A 15,513-nucleotide genomic window follows, 5' to 3' on the forward strand; every position below is an offset into this window, starting at 1 on the left:
TACAAATAAAATAATATTGGGAGCATAATTAGCCCCCAATTATTTATTTTTTGCTGTCACTTGTTTTGCAAGTAGATGCTCCGATCAAATAGTATAAACCACAACGATTAACTAAACCGGTAAGTAGCGGAATAATTCCTATTAATCCCCACCATGATTCGTAGATATATCCAACAATAAGAATTACAACTCCGATTGCAATTCTTAAATACTTATCAAATCCACCAACATTTTCTTTCATACAACCTCCGTTTATGATGAATATGTGATGAGAAAGAATAAAAAAAGATTCTCATTTAAAACCATATTTTGAAATATGCGCGATAGCCATTAAAACAACTGCAAATGTTTGAGCGTAACCGAGGTACTTACCAAAATCACCAAGATCATAATTTGGAATTAGTGTTTGTCTGCGTTTAAGATATTCGGTCATCTCCAATTTTAATTCCGTTATACTTTTTGAATCTGATAACCTGCCTGCAAATTTATCAATGTAGAAACTTTCTTCTTCATAAATTTCGAATTCATCTTGACCTAAAAAAAGCTTATGTTGGTTAAGTAAAGGATTAATATATAATTGATAAATGCTTTCGTCTGGATCATTTTGTAACGAATTTGTAGTATCCGTCTGTGCGGAAATTGTTATTGCTGACAAAAGAAGAATTACGAAAAAAATATTTATCTTAAACATTAAAACAATCTCTTTTACCGGAATCAATTTACAAAATTAACTATGAATTTTCAGTCTACTTTAAATTGGATAAAAGAAACTCCGATTGCACACCGTGGGTTACATAATACTACTGACAAACCGGAAAATTCATTTTCAGCTTTTGATGCGGCACTCAAAAATAATTTACCCATCGAAATTGATTTACAAATTACTTCTGACAATAAATTAATTGTTTTTCACGATGATAATTTTCTTCGCATGGTTGGTTTGGATAAACAAGTCAACCAAGTAACTTCTGAAGAAATTAGAAAATTTCAATTGGTAAATACGTCCGAAAAGATTCCTTTCTTTCTTGAATTTCTGGAATATATTAATGGCAGAGTTCCAATACTAATAGAAATAAAAAATTTCGCACGCCCGGGAAAATTTGAAGAAATTGTAATAGAGACCTTGAGTAATTACCAAGGTCAATATGCGCTTCAATCTTTCAATCCGCTGACGATTAGGTGGCTAAAAATTAATAAACCGGAAATTCCGCGCGGACAAATTTCATCAAGATTTAGAGAGATGCCGGTTCCTTTACATTACAAATACATGTTGAGGAATCTCACTCTTAACTTTTCGGCGAAACCACATTTCATAAATTATAATATTGATGATCTTCCCTATTTACCGGTGGAATTATACCGAAATTACGGAATTCCGATACTAGCATGGACAATCAAAACTGAGTCGCAATTAGCTAAAGCCAAAGATCTAGCAGATAATTTTGTGTTCGAAAAAATCCCCCTAGAAAAAATTCTTGGATAAAAGTTAATAAACTCTGAATCCTTTTCTTTTTTCTTTCATCAAACTCATTAAAATCACAAAAAATGGAGTTGTATTAATGACTGAGCATTTAACAAAACAAACTTTCCTCGAAAAAGTTTTTGATTTTGAAAACAATAAAGAATGGAAATACCAAGGTGAACTACCTGCATTAATAGATTTTTACGCTGACTGGTGCGGTCCATGCAAAATGGTTGCTCCTGTTTTAGAAGAATTATCCGAAGAATATGCCGGTAAAATTAATATCTATAAAATAGATACAGAAGTTGAACAAGAATTAGCCGCTGCATTTGGTATAAGAAGTATTCCTTCCTTACTTTTTATCCCAAAAGATGATCAACCACAAATGGCTCAAGGAGCATTACCAAAAGATGCACTAAAAGAAGCCATTGACAATGTTTTATTAAAAGAAGAAACAGTTAACTAAAATTTCTTCTTGTTTGGGGAAACAAAAACCCGTCCTTGGACGGGTTTTTTTATTTTTATGAATGTTAAGAAATCATTAAGTTTGCTGAAATCTTGATAAATTTAACGGTAAACTATGGTATTCAACAGATTTCTGTTTCTACTCATTTTTTTTCTACTCAGTATCAACATTTCACTCGCTCAGGTAAATTCTGATTCAACTGCAATCTCAAAAATTTTGCAGCATTTAGAGGACATTAATATTTCTGGACAGTGGTTCTTAGGTTTTCAATCCAATGATATAAACAATAAAAAAAGTAATGAGTTCTTACTCAAACGTGGCTACATAACTTTCGAGAAAAAGTTTTCTAATAATTTCATTGGTAGAATTACTCAAGATATTTCCGTAGATCAGGAAGGTGATGGTGAAGGCGATGTAGAATTAAGACTTAAGTACGGTTACCTAAGATATTATGCCGATGACTTTTTCATATTCACAAAACCATTTATTGAGTTTGGTCTTGTACATCGCCCATGGATTGATTTTGAACAAAAAATAAATCGATATCGAGTTCAAGGTTCAATGTTCCTCGATAGAAATGACATACTTAGTTCAGCGGATTATGGGATTACAATTACATCATTATTAGGTGGCGAAGTTGATGCCGATTACAAAAAGAAAGTAAACAAAGATTACCCCGGTAAATATGGCAGTTTAACGATTGGTATTTATAACGGCGGTGGTTACCATGCAATCGAGAAAAATCAAAATAAACTTTTTGAAGGAAGATTATCAATAAGACCGCTTCCGGAATTTTTAACCGGATTACAATTGAGCTATACAAAAGTATTTGGTAAAGGTAATATTGAATTATCGCCAAATTTCAATTTAGACTTGGGCAGCATGTCCTTTGAAAATGAATTTATTACTTTGTTATTTTCTTATATGAAAGGCGAAGGAGATCAATCTGGTAAATTGTACTTGGTAAACAATAATAGTGTCACCACCGATGGCTATTCTTTATTCAGCGAGATAAAAATCGCACCTCTTTCATCAAGTTTAATCGCCAGATATGATTTTTTTTCTCATCTCTATGAAGAAAAGAGATTGATTTTTGGAATAGTTTATCATTTTCTCGGTAGTAATAAAATATTGATTGATTATGATATCAACTCTTTCAATGGTATTGATCTTCCATCAGAAAAATCTATAGAACTCGCAATTGAGTTAAGATTTTGAGAGGAGCATAACTCCTCTCATTTAACTAAAGTGTAGACAAAATCTGATCGATTCTTGCTTTTTGACTTTCCGGCGCAAGTGATTTTGCTTTCTTGTAAGCATCTCTAGATTTTTCAATTTCACCTTTATTCTTAAGCGCTTCTCCCAAACTATCATAAACATTCCATGATTCCGGATTTCGATCAATATTATATTCAAATATTTCAATTGCCTTATCGATATTTCCTTGAGCCAACAACTGATAACCGTACATATTAACTTCATTTTCTGATCCGATTTGTAACGCTTCGTCAACCAGTTTGTCTGCTTCTTCTTCCTTGCCGGAAGCAGCTAGAATTCTGGATTTAGTAATCAATGTCGGCAGTGTTCTGTTTAACGAAATCGCCTTATCCGCCCAAACCATTGCTTTATCCAAATACACATTATTATTAATGCAATACGTTGCTGCTTGATTATATGCATTCCAAAAAAATCCGGCAGAACCGATTAACTCATCCTCAAAACTTTCAATAACTATCTTGTGAAGATCAAACTCAATTTTAAAAGGGATCATTAAATTTTCCCAACGTAAAGAAGCGATAACCGAATTTGAGGTGATATCATCGAAAGTGTAAGTCAACCATTCGGTAAAATCTGTCTCTTGCGGTGACACATTAAATCGAAGATAATCTTCGGCTTCATCGTAAAAGTAACTACCCCAAGCGGTTGTCTGGTTGGAAAAAATTATTGTCCATTCACCTTTTGAAGGAATCATGTGAAGTCCATAAGTTCCGGCATCAACTTTGTTTCCATTTACCATTGCATCATGCGAAAATGAGATTGTCGTATTTTCATTAGCTCCGGCTCGCCAAGGTGCAGGATTCCCGTTTCCGAACCCAAGATTTGTTAAACCATAAGGGACTAAATTCCCCCAGACCTCTCTTTCGTTCACAGCAGGACGGTGATAATCAACCGTGATAGTTGAAAGTCCAATTGTTTGAGTTATTGACGCATGTGGGCTAACTCTGGGAACGGTTAACTGATTTTGAGCCAAAACTACGGTATTTATGACGAGTATAAGAATAAATAAAACTGATGTAAATCTATGGAATGATCTGGTAACCATATATCCCCCTAATTTAATGGATGTTTTGTCGCCTGAATGAAATTTACAAAATTTTCTGTTTCATTTTAAGAAAATTTTTACATATATTTAGTGTTTGTAAATTTTGAAGTTCCGCAGAAATAACCTTCAAAAATAATCGGAACAAAGATAAAATCGAATTGTTTCACACAAACTACGAACAAAGAAATAACATTTTCACTAACTCATTAAATTGGAGAGGTGAAGCTTGAAAATTACTAAGCAATTCACGAACCGAGAAAGTAAATCATTAGATCAGTATTTGCAAGAAATTGGTAAGGTTGATCTCCTTCATCCTGACGAAGAAATTGAACTTGCGATAAAAATAAAAAAAGGCGACGAAGCCGCACTTGAGAAATTAGTTAAAGCCAATTTAAGATTCGTTGTCAGTGTTGCCAAGCAATACCAAAATCAAGGCCTACCGTTGGTTGATTTAATTAACGAAGGAAATCTTGGTTTAATTAAAGCAGGTAAAAGATTCGATGAAACTCGTGGATTCAAATTTATCTCTTATGCCGTTTGGTGGATTCGTCAATCGATTATGCAGGCAATTGCCGAACAATCTAGAATTGTTCGTCTTCCTTTAAATCGTGTTGGTGCTTTAACTAAAGTCGGTAAAACCGCAAGCAAGCTTGAACAAGATTACGAAAGAAATGCTAGCCCCGAAGAAATTGCTAAAGAACTTGATATGGATGTTGAAGAAGTTGCAGCAGCTATGCAAATGGCAGGCCGACACATTTCAATGGATGCACCCTTCTCTCAAAGTGATGATGGTAAAAACAGTTTGTTAGATGTTCTTGAAAATAAAGAACAACCAAAACCGGATCACGCACTTAACGATGAATCATTAAAAAACGATATTGAACGTGCACTTTCTACTTTAACTGATAGAGAAGCCGAAGTTGTAAAATTATATTTCGGTTTGAACTCCGAACATCCCGCAACTCTAGAAGAAATTGGTGAAAGATTAAATTTAACTCGTGAAAGAGTTCGTCAGATTAAAGAAAAAGCTTTACAACGATTGCGTCATGCATCTCGAAGTAAAGCTCTCAAAGCTTATTTAGGATAACCACGACCCCGACTTTCGTCGGGGTTTTTTGTTTTATTTCTTTTTCAAAGTTGCCTTTGCTTCATCCATTAATTCTTCAACTCGTTTTTTCCCTTCTTCTAAAATCTCCTCTGCTTTATCTCTGCTGTATTTTGCATAATCAACAACATCGTCCATTAGTTCGTCCGATTTTCGTTGTATTTTTTTACGAGTTCTTTTACCGCTATCCGGTGCAAAAAGCAACCCAACAACTGAACCAATAACTGCACCTAATAAAATTCCGCTTGCAAAATAACCGAACTTGTCATTTTCGTGATTGTGCATATATCCTCCTTATTTGTTCAAAAGTTTCAATTTGTTAGCTACATCCGACGCACATTTATAGATAATATCAGCAACCTCCGGATCATTAGTCGCGTTTGAATATGTATCAGCGAGTTTCTTTATACTTTGGTAAATAAATATGTTCATATCATCGATAAGCATGTTTTTTGTCCACAGATCGATACCTAATGTGTTTTTAACTTGGCTATCCCAGAGAGAAATTAACATCGCTTCACAATATTTTGTTCCGGGATTCTCGGCATCGGTTGCATCCCATTGAATTTGTGAAGGCATTTTATCGTCATCAAGATTGATTCTAAAATTAATTTCTGCTTGCCTTTTCATATAATCCCTCAAAAAATTTTGTATCTTTTTTTGTTGTATGTTTCTGATAGATACGAATTTTTTATATAAATTGTCAAATAAAGTTAAGTCTTTCAAATAGGATTAATGTTCAAAATATCTTTTAATTGCCTATATTTCCCTATCTGACAAATGATTTTAATGTAATAAATATGAATCTACAAAATTATTTCAAAGCTTTTAGATCAAACATAATCGGAATAGACCAAGAATTTACCACTTCTTATGGAAAACAAAAACTAATCTACGCCGATTGGATTGCAAGCGGAAGATTGTATAAACCGATTGAAGAAAAGTTAATAAACGATTTTTACCCCAATGTAGGAAACACACATTCGGAATCTAGTTTTACCGGCACATCCATGACATTAGCTTATCATCATGCAAAAGAAATTATAAAAAAGCATGTCAACGCCGCAGATGATGACGTAATAATTACTCAAGGTACCGGTATGACCGGTATGGTAAATAAACTTCAAAGAATTTTAGGTTTACGTGTATGCGAACAACTTGAAACTTATCTCAACTTTCCAAAGGAAGACAAACCCGTTGTTTTCATTACACACATGGAACATCATTCCAATCATACTTCTTGGCTGGAAACTATATGTGATGTCGTAATTATTGAACCGGATGATAGAAGTTATATTGACTTAAAACATCTTGAAGAACAATTAGAAGTTTATAAAGATAGAAAACTAAAAATCGGTTCATTTACTGCCTCATCAAATGTTACCGGTGTGCAAACCAATTACCACAAGATGGCAAAGATAATGCATCAACATGGTGGATTATGTTTTATTGATTTCGCTGCTGCAGCTCCTTACGTTGATATGAATATGCATCCTAAAGATCCCGAAGAAAAACTTGATGCAATTTTCTTTTCACCTCATAAATTCTTAGGCGGACCAGGAACTAGCGGAGTTCTTGTATTCAACTCATCTCTTTACAAAAGAAAAATTCCGGATCATCCAGGAGGTGGAACGGTAGATTGGACTAATCCTTGGGGTGAACATAAATATGTAAATGATATTGAATTACGCGAAGATGGCGGTACTCCCGGTTTTCTTCAAACTATCAAAACAGCTTTAGCAATTAAACTGAAAGAAGAAATGGGTACTAAAAATATTCTCGAACGTGAACATGAGTTACTAAAAATTGCGTTTGAAGAATTTCATAATTTACCGAGTGTCCATATCCTTGCCCCGGAATTTGAAAACAGACTTGGTGTTATTTCTTTTTATGTTGAAGATATTCACTACAATCTCATGGTAAAACTTCTTAATGACAGATTCGGTATACAAGTTCGCGGTGGATGTTCTTGTGCCGGAACTTATGGTCACTATTTACTTCACGTTGATCCAACACGTTCAAAAAGAATCACCGACAAAATTAACCATGGTGATCTTTCAGAAAAACCAGGTTGGGTTCGTTTATCACTTCATCCAACTATGACAAACGATGAATTGTACTTTATTCTCAATGCAATTAAAGAGATAATCGATAATGTTAATACGTGGGAACAGGATTATACTTATTCTCCCAAAACAAATGAGTACTATCATATCTCAGGTAACAATCAGCACAAAGTAATTGAGAAGTGGTTTGAGATTTAGGTTTTGAATATGGGGCTAAAGCCCAAATGTTTTTGTGGTTTTAGTTGTCCGTCGCTTAAAAGCGACGGCAATAATGAAGAGAGATTTTGATTTTTATTGCCGTCCACTTCAGTGGACGGCTGAATAGACAAGCTAGAACAAGAGCTTTAACCACATCAAACATTTTATTTGATTCGGGAAAATTAGTCCTTGACAAAAAAGAGATTAATTCTCTATCTTTGCAGTCAACATGATGAAGAACAAAAATAAATATTTCGGTTTTACTTGGGCTTGGTTTTGGTTTAATAAAAGCTGCGGGACTCCTGTGTAAAACTGAGCAAATAAAATTTTTAAGAACCCTTCTCAGTCAAGCACTGGGAAGGGTTTTTTTATTATATGGATATTAAATGACAATTGAGGAATTCAAAATACTTGCACTACAACATAATGTAATTCCGGTTTACAAAAGAATCACTGCTGATTTACTTACACCGGTATTAGCTTATATAAAACTGCGTACGTTAAGTGAATCATCATTTCTTCTTGAATCTGTTGAAGGTATCGGTAGACTTGCGCGTTATTCTTTCATTGGAAAGAATCCACATCAAATAATTTCAAACGTAGGGAATGAATTAACTATTACAACCGAAAATAAAATCGAATCGCGTAAAGAAAACATTCTCGATTATTTACAATCTTTGATCAAAAAATATAATTGCACCAAGATTGATGATTTGCCCGATTTCAGTGGTGGTATTGTTGGTTATTTTGGTTATGAAAACATTGCATTAATTGAAGACGTTCTGAATTTCACCGGTAAAAAAGACTACGATTCACCCGATTCAATATTTGGTATTTATAAAAACATAGTTGCTTTCGATCATTATAAACATCAGATAATTATAATCAGCAATGTATTTGTTGAAGATGATTCCAATATCGAACAATTATTTAAAGAAGCTAATCAAGAAATTGATCTCCTTCATAAACAATTATTAAAGACAGTTGAATATTCCGAATCATTCAAAATAATAAATGAATCGTACTTTGAAGAAGACAAATCAGATTTCGAAAAATTAGTTACAAAAGCAAAAGAAAACATATACAATGGCGATGTATTTCAAATAGTTTTATCAAAGAGATTCAACACAGAATTCGAAGGCGACTTACTGAATGTTTACCGTGCACTTAGAATCATCAACCCTTCGCCTTATATGTATTATATGGAATTTCCAGAATCGAAAGTCGTAATCGGGACTTCGCCGGAAGATTTGTTAAAAGTAAAAAATAGAACCGCTGAAATATTGCCAATCGCCGGTACACGCAAACGAGGAAAAACTTTAGAAGAAGATATCGAATTAGAAAAAGATTTACTTTCCGATCCAAAAGAAATTGCAGAACATACAATGCTTGTCGATTTAGCAAGAAACGATCTCGGCAGAGTATGTGATTACGGTTCAATAAATATTACAGAAAATATGAAAGTAAACCGATTCTCTCACGTTATGCATATCGTTTCGAGAGTTGCGGGTAAATTGCAAAAAGATAAAGACTGTATCGATGCACTCAAAGCAAGTTTTCCTGCCGGAACGGTTACCGGTGCACCGAAAATTAGAGCAATGCAATTAATTAACGAATACGAAAATTTAATTCGAAATGTTTATGCCGGTGCGGTCGGTTACATTGACTTTAACGGCAATCTAGATTTGTGCATTGCAATACGTACACTCTTTTCAAAAGGTTCGATAATTTATTGGCAGGCCGGAGCTGGAATTGTAGCCGACAGTATTCCTGAAAATGAATTCTATGAAATTCAAAATAAATCAGCCGCATTAAAGAAAGCGTTAAAGTTTGCAGAGGACTTGGATGAAGATATTAGTAATAGATAATTATGATTCGTTTACGTTTAATCTCGTTCAACTTATCGGAAGTTTTACGAACGATATTATCGTAAAAAGAAACGACAAAACAACGGTTAGTGAGATTCGCAAAATGGATGTTGATAAAATTGTAATCTCCCCCGGTCCCGGTAAACCGGAAGACTCCAAAATTTCTCTCGATGTAATAAAAGAATTGGGAAAAGAAATTCCAATACTCGGTGTTTGTCTCGGTCATCAAGCAATTGGAATAACATTCGGCGGCATAGTAACAAACGCACCTACTTTAATGCACGGCAAAACATCAACAATTATTCACGATAATCAAAGTATTTATAAGAACATTCCGCAAAATTTTGAAGCTGGACGTTATCATTCACTCGCAATAAAAAATCATTCACTATCAGATGATATAATAATAACGTCCCATACAAGTGATAATGTAATAATGGGAATTCGACACAAAGAATACCCGATAGAAGGAATTCAATTTCATCCAGAATCGGTTTTAACTCCACAAGGCTACAATCTAATTAAAAATTGGTTGGAATTATGAAAGTAGAATTAGAAAAAGTAATTGATGGACACAACTTAACATTCGATGAAGCTTACGAAGTTATGTATTCTATAATGAGCGGCAATGAAAACAATTCAAAAATTGCTTCTCTTTTAACTGCACTTAAAATAAAAGGTGAAACTTCTGAAGAAGTTGCAGGCTTCGTAAAGGCAATGCGCGAAAAAGTGATTAAGATTAAATGTGAAAACGAAAGAGTAATCGACGTATGCGGTACAGGCGGAGACGGCTCCGGAACGTTTAATATTTCAACCGCCGTTTCATTTGTTGTTGCCGGTGCAGGAGTAAGTGTTGCAAAACACGGCAACCGTTCTATTTCAAGTAAAAGCGGTAGTTCGGATGTACTTCACGAACTCGGTGTTGATGTGCAGTTGAATCCTGAACTTTCCGAAAAAGCTTTGAACGAAATCGGAATTGCATTCTTGTTTGCACCTCTATATCATCCCGCAATGAAACATGTTGCACCGATAAGAAAAGAATTAGAGTTCCGCTCAATTTTTAATATACTCGGTCCGCTTACAAATCCAGCCGGAGTTAAGCGCCAGTTAATCGGAACATTCAATGATGATGTTGCCAGATTAATGACCGATGCTATCAGATTATTGGAAATGGAAAAAGTTGCATTTCTCTGCACAAGCAATCAATATGATGAAATTACACTTACCGACATAACAAAAGTTTACGAAGTTAATCGTGACCATTCAATGTATTTCTATTCATTGACGAACGAAAACTTCGGTTATCCGAAAGCAACGCTCGAGCAGCTTCAAGGAGGTTCTGCAAAAGAAAACGCCGAAATAATTTATAAAGTATTTAGCAGCGAAACTAACGGGGCAGCATATGAAGTAGTAGTTGCAAATGCTGCAATGGCATTGAAAACTTCCGGCATGTCGGATGATTTAGCGGAGTGTAAAAATCTTGCTGAAGATTCTATAAAATCCGGAGCTACTTTGAGAAAGTTAAAAGAGTTAAGAGAATTCGGTGAGAATCACAAATGACAATTCTTGATGAAATAGTTGAAGTCAAAAAAGAGGAAGTGAAAAAACTTCGAAGGGAATTTACGCTCTCCCGTTTTTCGGATTTTCAATTTTTTGAAAGTGAAACAATGAGTTTGTATAAAAGAATTTCTTCCGACAAAAACCTTTCAATCATTGCAGAAATAAAAAAAGCATCTCCGTCAAAAGGAATTATTAGAGAATATTTTAATCACACAGATATTGCAAAAATTTATTTTGAAAACGAAGTTTCCGGAATCTCTGTTTTAACAGATAATAACTTTTTCAAAGGTTCGATAGAATACTTAAACAGCATTGCAAAAATCAAATCTGCTCCCCTTCTCCGTAAAGATTTTATAATTGATGAATATCAAGTGTACGAAGCAAAAGCAAACGGGGCAGATGTTATTCTTTTAATTTGTGAAATTTTATCCGAAGAACAAGTAAGAGAATTAACACACGCTGCAAACGAATTAAATTTAGAAGTGCTTCTTGAACTTCACTCGGAAGAACAATTAAATAAAGTTGATTTCGAGATTCATAATATAGTTGGAATAAATAATCGTAATCTCAAAACTTTTGAAGTTGACATCAATAATTCAATCGACATATGCAAACAAATTCCGAGAAATGTTTGTGTTGTCGCGGAAAGCGGATTTAGTGATAAAACTTCTGTCGACAAAGTTAAGAATGAGAAAATCGATGCTCTCTTAGTCGGCGAACATTTTATGCGAGCGGAAAATATTTCAGATGAACTAAGAAAATTTAAAGATTGGTGCAATCGTGAAAGTTAAGGTATGCGGAATAACAAATATAGACGATGCAAAAGTTTGCGTTGAGTGCGGAGCGGATGCGCTTGGATTTATTTTTTATAATAAAAGCAAAAGATACATCGAACCTGATAAAGCAAAACAGATAATTGACAGACTGCCCTTCTTAGTTATGAAAGTTGGTGTGTTCGTTAATGAGAATTTTGAAAAGGTTGATTCCATTGCAAAAGAAATCGGTTTGAGTGCTGTTCAATTACACGGTGATGAAAATTTGGACCATCGCGAAAAAATAAATTTTCCGGTTATTAAAGCAATACGAGTTGATGAAAAATTGAATGAGAATCTAGAAAAATATTCAAACTATACAATTCTTCTTGATTCAAAAGATGAGAAAGAATATGGTGGAACTGGGAAACGTTTCAATTGGGAACTTATTCCGGAAAATTATCGGGACAAAATTATTTTAGCCGGCGGAGTTTCGGAAGAAAATATCGACTATATTTTTAACAGAGTTAAACCACAGGCGGTTGATCTTTCTTCATCGATTGAAAAAGAACTTGGAATTAAAGATCACGAAAAAGTTAAATCATTTTTCTTAAAAATTAATAAACTGAGGAACCATCAATGTTAGTCGTAATGGATTTGAATGCACCGCGTGAGAATATAGAAAAAGTAAAAAAGAAAGTTAAACAATTGAATTGTACACCACACGAAATTCCGGGTGCGACAAAACTGGCAATCGGGATTACAGGTCCAACTCACAAATTAAAACAAGAGGATTTCAGCTTGATGCCTTCAGTTGAAGATGTGGTTAGGGTTTCGAAAAAATACAAGCTCGTCTCTCGAATGATGAAAAGCGAAGATACCATAATTGATTTCGGAGATAAATCGATCGGTGGAAATAAATTACAGATTATCGCCGGACCCTGCTCGGTTGAATCACGCGATCAGATTTTTGAAATTGCAGAAATATTGAAAAGTATGGGAATCAACTTTTTGCGTGCCGGTGCTTATAAACCCCGTTCAAGTCCCTATTCATTTCAAGGTCTGAAGGAAGAGGGACTTAAATATCTCGAAGAAGTAAAAAAGGAATTTGATTTAAAGATTGTCACGGAACTCTTAAATCAGCATACGGTTGATGCTGTTGCCGAAGTTGCCGATATAATTCAACTTGGAGCACGAAATATGCAGAACTTTACCTTGCTCGAGGAAGCCGGTAAGACACAAAAACCGATTCTACTTAAACGCGGTATGTCTGCCACGGTTGAAGATTTGCTGTTGAGCGCTGAGTACATTATCTCACAAGATAATTATAATATAATACTATGTGAACGAGGTATAAGAACTTTTGAAACTGCAACACGTAATACACTTGATTTAAATGCAGTTCCCGTTCTTAAAAAAGAAAGTCATCTTCCCGTTTTTGTAGATCCTTCACACGGTGTCGGTATTTGGGATAAAATTCCGCCGATGGCTTTGGCTTCAATTGCTGCCGGTGCCGACGGACTAATGATTGAAGTCCATCAACGTCCGGATGAAGCATTATCGGACGGTTATCAATCGCTTGACCCGAAAAGATTTAAATCATTACTCGAAAAAATAAAAGAACTCGCTCCGATAGTCGGAAAGGAGCTAGCATAATGAATGAACAAAAATCTAAATATGCTTTTCCAAATGAAAAAGGTAAGTATGGAATTTACGGCGGTAAGTTCGTTCCGGAAACTTTAATGACGGCTCTTTATGAATTGGAAACCATGTATCATGAGTTGCGAAATGATGATAACTTTTTAAAAGAGTTAAGTGTAATTCAGAGAGATTACAATGGTCGTCCCACTCCCCTCACATACGCAAAAAGGTTAACCGAACATTTCGGCAGAGGTAAAATATATTTGAAGCGTGAAGACCTTTGCCATACCGGAGCTCATAAATTAAATAATGCAATTGGACAAATACTTTTAGCAAAGAAGTTAGGTAAGAAAAGAATAATTGCCGAAACCGGTGCCGGTCAGCACGGAGTTGCTACTGCTACTGTTTGTGCAAAGTTCGGATTGAAATGTATTGTTTATATGGGTGAAGTTGATGTTGAACGACAGAGTTTAAATGTATTTCGAATGAAGTTGCTTGGGGCTGAAGTCAGAACAGTTAAATCGGGAAGCCGTACTTTAAAAGATGCAACAAATGAAGCGATTCGTGATTGGGTAACAAATGTTCACGATACTCATTACATCATAGGGTCAGTTGTGGGACCGCATCCTTATCCGATGATAGTACGTGACTTTCAATCAATCATTGGTGAAGAAACTAAGCAGCAATTACAAGAAAAAGAAAATAAATTACCGACTCACATTCTTGCTTGCGTTGGCGGCGGTTCTAATGCGATCGGAATATTTTATCCTTTTGTAAATGATGATTCGGTTAAATTAATCGGCGTTGAAGCCGAAGGTTATGGAATTGATTCGGGTAAACACTGTGCCACTTTAACTGTTGGCTCTCAAGGAATTTTCCAAGGGATGCATACTTATCTTCTGCAGGATGATAACGGACAGATTTCCGAAGTTCATTCTATTTCAGCCGGATTAGATTATCCCGGTGTCGGTCCGGAACACGCATTACTAAAAGATATTAAACGTGCAGAGTACTACTCCGTTACGGATGATGAAGCTCTTGAAGGAATTAAACTGCTGACAAAAACTGAGGGAATACTTCCCGCTCTTGAAACGGCTCACGCAGTCGCTTATTTGAATGAATTGATGCCGAAGACAAAAAAAGATGACATTATTGTGATAAATATTAGCGGACGCGGTGATAAAGATATCAATACTATTATGAAAAATATCGGTGAAGAAAAATGATAAGAGAAACTATTGAAAAAATTAATGATAATAATCAAAAAGCATTATCAATTTATTTAACAGCCGGTTATCCCAAAGTCGATTCTTTCGTTGATTTGGTATGCAAAGTTTACGAAGCCGGAGCGGATTTAATCGAACTCGGTATTCCCTTCAGCGATCCGCTAGCAGATGGACCCGTAATTCAAAAATCTTCTGAAGCAGCATTATCAAACGGTGTATCGATTAGCTCGGTTCTTGAGATGACATCTAAAATAAAAGAAAGAGTTGATAAACCTCTAATACTCATGGGTTATGCTAATCCAATTCTGCATTACGGAATTGAAAATTTTATTAATGATGCAAAGGAAGCAAAAGTAGATGGATTAATAATTCCCGATATTCCTCTTGAAGAATATGAAGATTTCTTCAAAAATAAATTCAAAGATTTTGAGATAATAATGCTAACCACTCCAACTTCATCGGAAGAAAGAATTAAAAAAATAGATGAATTAAGTACGGGATTCGTTTACTGCGTAAGTGTAACAGGAACAACAGGCGTGCGAAATAATTTCGGTGATGAGGTAAAACATAATCTCGAGAGAACTTATAATATCATTTCCAAAAATAAGATGATGCTGGGATTTGGAATTTCTTCTCCCCAGAACATAAAAGAATTTAGAGAGTATACAGATGGATTTATTGTTGGAAGTGCTGTTGTGAAGTCACTTTCTGAAAATGATAATAATTATTCAGAAACATTAGACTTGATCACAAATCTTTCAATCGCTTGCAAAAGTTAATCAAATGAATTATTTATTCATATTCATCATATTATTTTCTAGAGAAATTAACTCAGTTAAAATAGGT

General features: G+C 34.8%; 18 protein-coding genes. 13 read left to right on the forward strand and 5 right to left on the reverse strand.

Annotated features, from left to right (window positions below; genetic code table 11):
- Positions 1–43: 43 nt before the first annotated feature.
- Entirely contained in the window at positions 44–241 is a 198-nt protein-coding gene (locus QY331_09665) for a DUF2892 domain-containing protein (GenBank protein ID WKZ68220.1), read from the reverse strand.
- A 51-nt stretch (positions 242–292) separates the two neighbouring features.
- Positions 293–691 (reverse strand): hypothetical protein, encoded by a 399-nt coding sequence (locus QY331_09670; GenBank protein ID WKZ68221.1) that lies wholly within the window; start codon positions 689–691, stop codon positions 293–295.
- Between the two features lie 42 nt (positions 692–733).
- Here QY331_09670 and QY331_09675 point away from each other — a divergent pair, with 42 nt between their 5' ends.
- The 3 genes from QY331_09675 to QY331_09685 all read left to right on the forward strand — a co-directional run bounded on the left by QY331_09675 (position 734) and on the right by QY331_09685 (position 3,146).
- The gene (locus tag QY331_09675) at positions 734–1,483 is read left to right on the forward strand and encodes a glycerophosphodiester phosphodiesterase family protein (GenBank protein ID WKZ68222.1); all 750 of its coding nucleotides are present in this window, start codon (positions 734–736) and stop codon (positions 1,481–1,483) included.
- A 76-nt stretch (positions 1,484–1,559) separates the two neighbouring features.
- Positions 1,560–1,928 carry a thioredoxin gene (trxA, locus tag QY331_09680; GenBank protein WKZ68223.1) on the forward strand — a complete coding sequence of 123 codons (369 nt, stop codon included), beginning with the start codon at positions 1,560–1,562 and terminating at the stop codon, positions 1,926–1,928.
- Between the two features lie 114 nt (positions 1,929–2,042).
- Entirely contained in the window at positions 2,043–3,146 is a 1,104-nt protein-coding gene (locus QY331_09685; GenBank protein WKZ68224.1) for a hypothetical protein, read from the forward strand.
- Positions 3,147–3,171: 25 nt separating this feature from the next.
- On the opposite strand, the gene QY331_09690 is transcribed toward QY331_09685, so the two are convergent.
- Positions 3,172–4,251, reverse strand: coding sequence for a DUF2911 domain-containing protein (locus tag QY331_09690; protein ID WKZ68225.1), 1,080 nt, complete (start codon positions 4,249–4,251; stop codon positions 3,172–3,174).
- Positions 4,252–4,477: 226 nt separating this feature from the next.
- On the opposite strand from QY331_09690, the gene QY331_09695 reads away from it, so the two are divergent.
- Positions 4,478–5,338, forward strand: coding sequence for a sigma-70 family RNA polymerase sigma factor (locus QY331_09695; protein ID WKZ68226.1), 861 nt, complete (start codon positions 4,478–4,480; stop codon positions 5,336–5,338).
- Between the two features lie 33 nt (positions 5,339–5,371).
- Here QY331_09695 and QY331_09700 read toward each other — a convergent pair whose 3' ends face one another.
- Positions 5,372–5,641 (reverse strand): YtxH domain-containing protein, encoded by a 270-nt coding sequence (locus QY331_09700; GenBank protein WKZ68227.1) that lies wholly within the window; start codon positions 5,639–5,641, stop codon positions 5,372–5,374.
- Positions 5,642–5,650: 9 nt separating this feature from the next.
- Complete coding sequence (gene gldC / locus QY331_09705; GenBank protein ID WKZ68228.1) at positions 5,651–5,986, reverse strand: gliding motility protein GldC; 336 nt, start codon at positions 5,984–5,986, stop codon at positions 5,651–5,653.
- Between the two features lie 170 nt (positions 5,987–6,156).
- Between gldC and QY331_09710 the strand changes: the two genes are divergently transcribed.
- From QY331_09710 to trpA, 9 genes are all read left to right on the forward strand, one after another.
- Positions 6,157–7,620: an aminotransferase class V-fold PLP-dependent enzyme gene (locus QY331_09710; GenBank protein WKZ68229.1), complete on the forward strand. Its 1,464-nt coding sequence runs from the start codon at positions 6,157–6,159 to the stop codon at positions 7,618–7,620.
- A 386-nt stretch (positions 7,621–8,006) separates the two neighbouring features.
- A complete protein-coding gene (gene trpE / locus QY331_09715; GenBank protein WKZ68230.1) occupies positions 8,007–9,488 on the forward strand; it encodes an anthranilate synthase component I in 1,482 nt (493 codons plus the stop codon).
- A complete protein-coding gene (locus QY331_09720; GenBank protein ID WKZ68231.1) occupies positions 9,466–10,032 on the forward strand; it encodes an aminodeoxychorismate/anthranilate synthase component II in 567 nt (188 codons plus the stop codon). Before trpE ends, QY331_09720 begins: the two co-directional genes overlap by 23 nt.
- On the forward strand, positions 10,029–11,048 hold the full coding sequence (trpD, locus tag QY331_09725; GenBank protein WKZ68232.1) for an anthranilate phosphoribosyltransferase: 1,020 nt from the start codon (positions 10,029–10,031) through the stop codon (positions 11,046–11,048). Before QY331_09720 ends, trpD begins: the two co-directional genes overlap by 4 nt.
- Entirely contained in the window at positions 11,045–11,839 is a 795-nt protein-coding gene (trpC, locus tag QY331_09730; GenBank protein WKZ68233.1) for an indole-3-glycerol phosphate synthase TrpC, read from the forward strand. Before trpD ends, trpC begins: the two co-directional genes overlap by 4 nt.
- A complete protein-coding gene (locus tag QY331_09735; protein ID WKZ68234.1) occupies positions 11,829–12,446 on the forward strand; it encodes a phosphoribosylanthranilate isomerase in 618 nt (205 codons plus the stop codon). Before trpC ends, QY331_09735 begins: the two co-directional genes overlap by 11 nt.
- Positions 12,440–13,456, forward strand: a complete 1,017-nt coding sequence (gene aroF, locus QY331_09740) for a 3-deoxy-7-phosphoheptulonate synthase (GenBank protein ID WKZ68235.1) — start codon at positions 12,440–12,442, stop codon at positions 13,454–13,456. The genes QY331_09735 and aroF overlap by 7 nt, the downstream gene beginning before the upstream one ends.
- On the forward strand, positions 13,456–14,667 hold the full coding sequence (gene trpB / locus QY331_09745) for a tryptophan synthase subunit beta (protein ID WKZ68236.1): 1,212 nt from the start codon (positions 13,456–13,458) through the stop codon (positions 14,665–14,667). Before aroF ends, trpB begins: the two co-directional genes overlap by 1 nt.
- Positions 14,664–15,446 (forward strand): tryptophan synthase subunit alpha, encoded by a 783-nt coding sequence (gene trpA / locus QY331_09750; GenBank protein WKZ68237.1) that lies wholly within the window; start codon positions 14,664–14,666, stop codon positions 15,444–15,446. The genes trpB and trpA overlap by 4 nt, the downstream gene beginning before the upstream one ends.
- Positions 15,447–15,513: the final 67 nt, after the last annotated feature.

Source organism: Melioribacteraceae bacterium (assembly GCA_030584085.1).
GTDB lineage: Bacteria > Bacteroidota > Ignavibacteria > Ignavibacteriales > Melioribacteraceae > SURF-28.

What these genes read in the sequence shown, in the direction of transcription:
- QY331_09665 (WKZ68220.1), bottom strand. Translation starts at nt 241, where the DNA reads ATGAAAGAAAATGTTGGTGGATTTGATAAGTATTTAAGAATTGCAATC.
- QY331_09670 (WKZ68221.1), bottom strand. Translation starts at nt 691, where the DNA reads ATGTTTAAGATAAATATTTTTTTCGTAATTCTTCTTTTGTCAGCAATA.
- QY331_09675 (WKZ68222.1), top strand. Translation starts at nt 734, where the DNA reads ATGAATTTTCAGTCTACTTTAAATTGGATAAAAGAAACTCCGATTGCA.
- trxA (WKZ68223.1), top strand. Translation starts at nt 1,560, where the DNA reads ATGACTGAGCATTTAACAAAACAAACTTTCCTCGAAAAAGTTTTTGAT.
- QY331_09685 (WKZ68224.1), top strand. Translation starts at nt 2,043, where the DNA reads ATGGTATTCAACAGATTTCTGTTTCTACTCATTTTTTTTCTACTCAGT.
- QY331_09690 (WKZ68225.1), bottom strand. Translation starts at nt 4,251, where the DNA reads ATGGTTACCAGATCATTCCATAGATTTACATCAGTTTTATTTATTCTT.
- QY331_09700 (WKZ68227.1), bottom strand. Translation starts at nt 5,641, where the DNA reads ATGCACAATCACGAAAATGACAAGTTCGGTTATTTTGCAAGCGGAATT.
- gldC (WKZ68228.1), bottom strand. Translation starts at nt 5,986, where the DNA reads ATGAAAAGGCAAGCAGAAATTAATTTTAGAATCAATCTTGATGACGAT.
- QY331_09710 (WKZ68229.1), top strand. Translation starts at nt 6,157, where the DNA reads ATGAATCTACAAAATTATTTCAAAGCTTTTAGATCAAACATAATCGGA.
- trpE (WKZ68230.1), top strand. Translation starts at nt 8,007, where the DNA reads ATGACAATTGAGGAATTCAAAATACTTGCACTACAACATAATGTAATT.
- QY331_09720 (WKZ68231.1), top strand. Translation starts at nt 9,466, where the DNA reads ATGAAGATATTAGTAATAGATAATTATGATTCGTTTACGTTTAATCTC.
- trpD (WKZ68232.1), top strand. Translation starts at nt 10,029, where the DNA reads ATGAAAGTAGAATTAGAAAAAGTAATTGATGGACACAACTTAACATTC.
- trpC (WKZ68233.1), top strand. Translation starts at nt 11,045, where the DNA reads ATGACAATTCTTGATGAAATAGTTGAAGTCAAAAAAGAGGAAGTGAAA.
- aroF (WKZ68235.1), top strand. Translation starts at nt 12,440, where the DNA reads ATGTTAGTCGTAATGGATTTGAATGCACCGCGTGAGAATATAGAAAAA.
- trpB (WKZ68236.1), top strand. Translation starts at nt 13,456, where the DNA reads ATGAATGAACAAAAATCTAAATATGCTTTTCCAAATGAAAAAGGTAAG.
- trpA (WKZ68237.1), top strand. Translation starts at nt 14,664, where the DNA reads ATGATAAGAGAAACTATTGAAAAAATTAATGATAATAATCAAAAAGCA.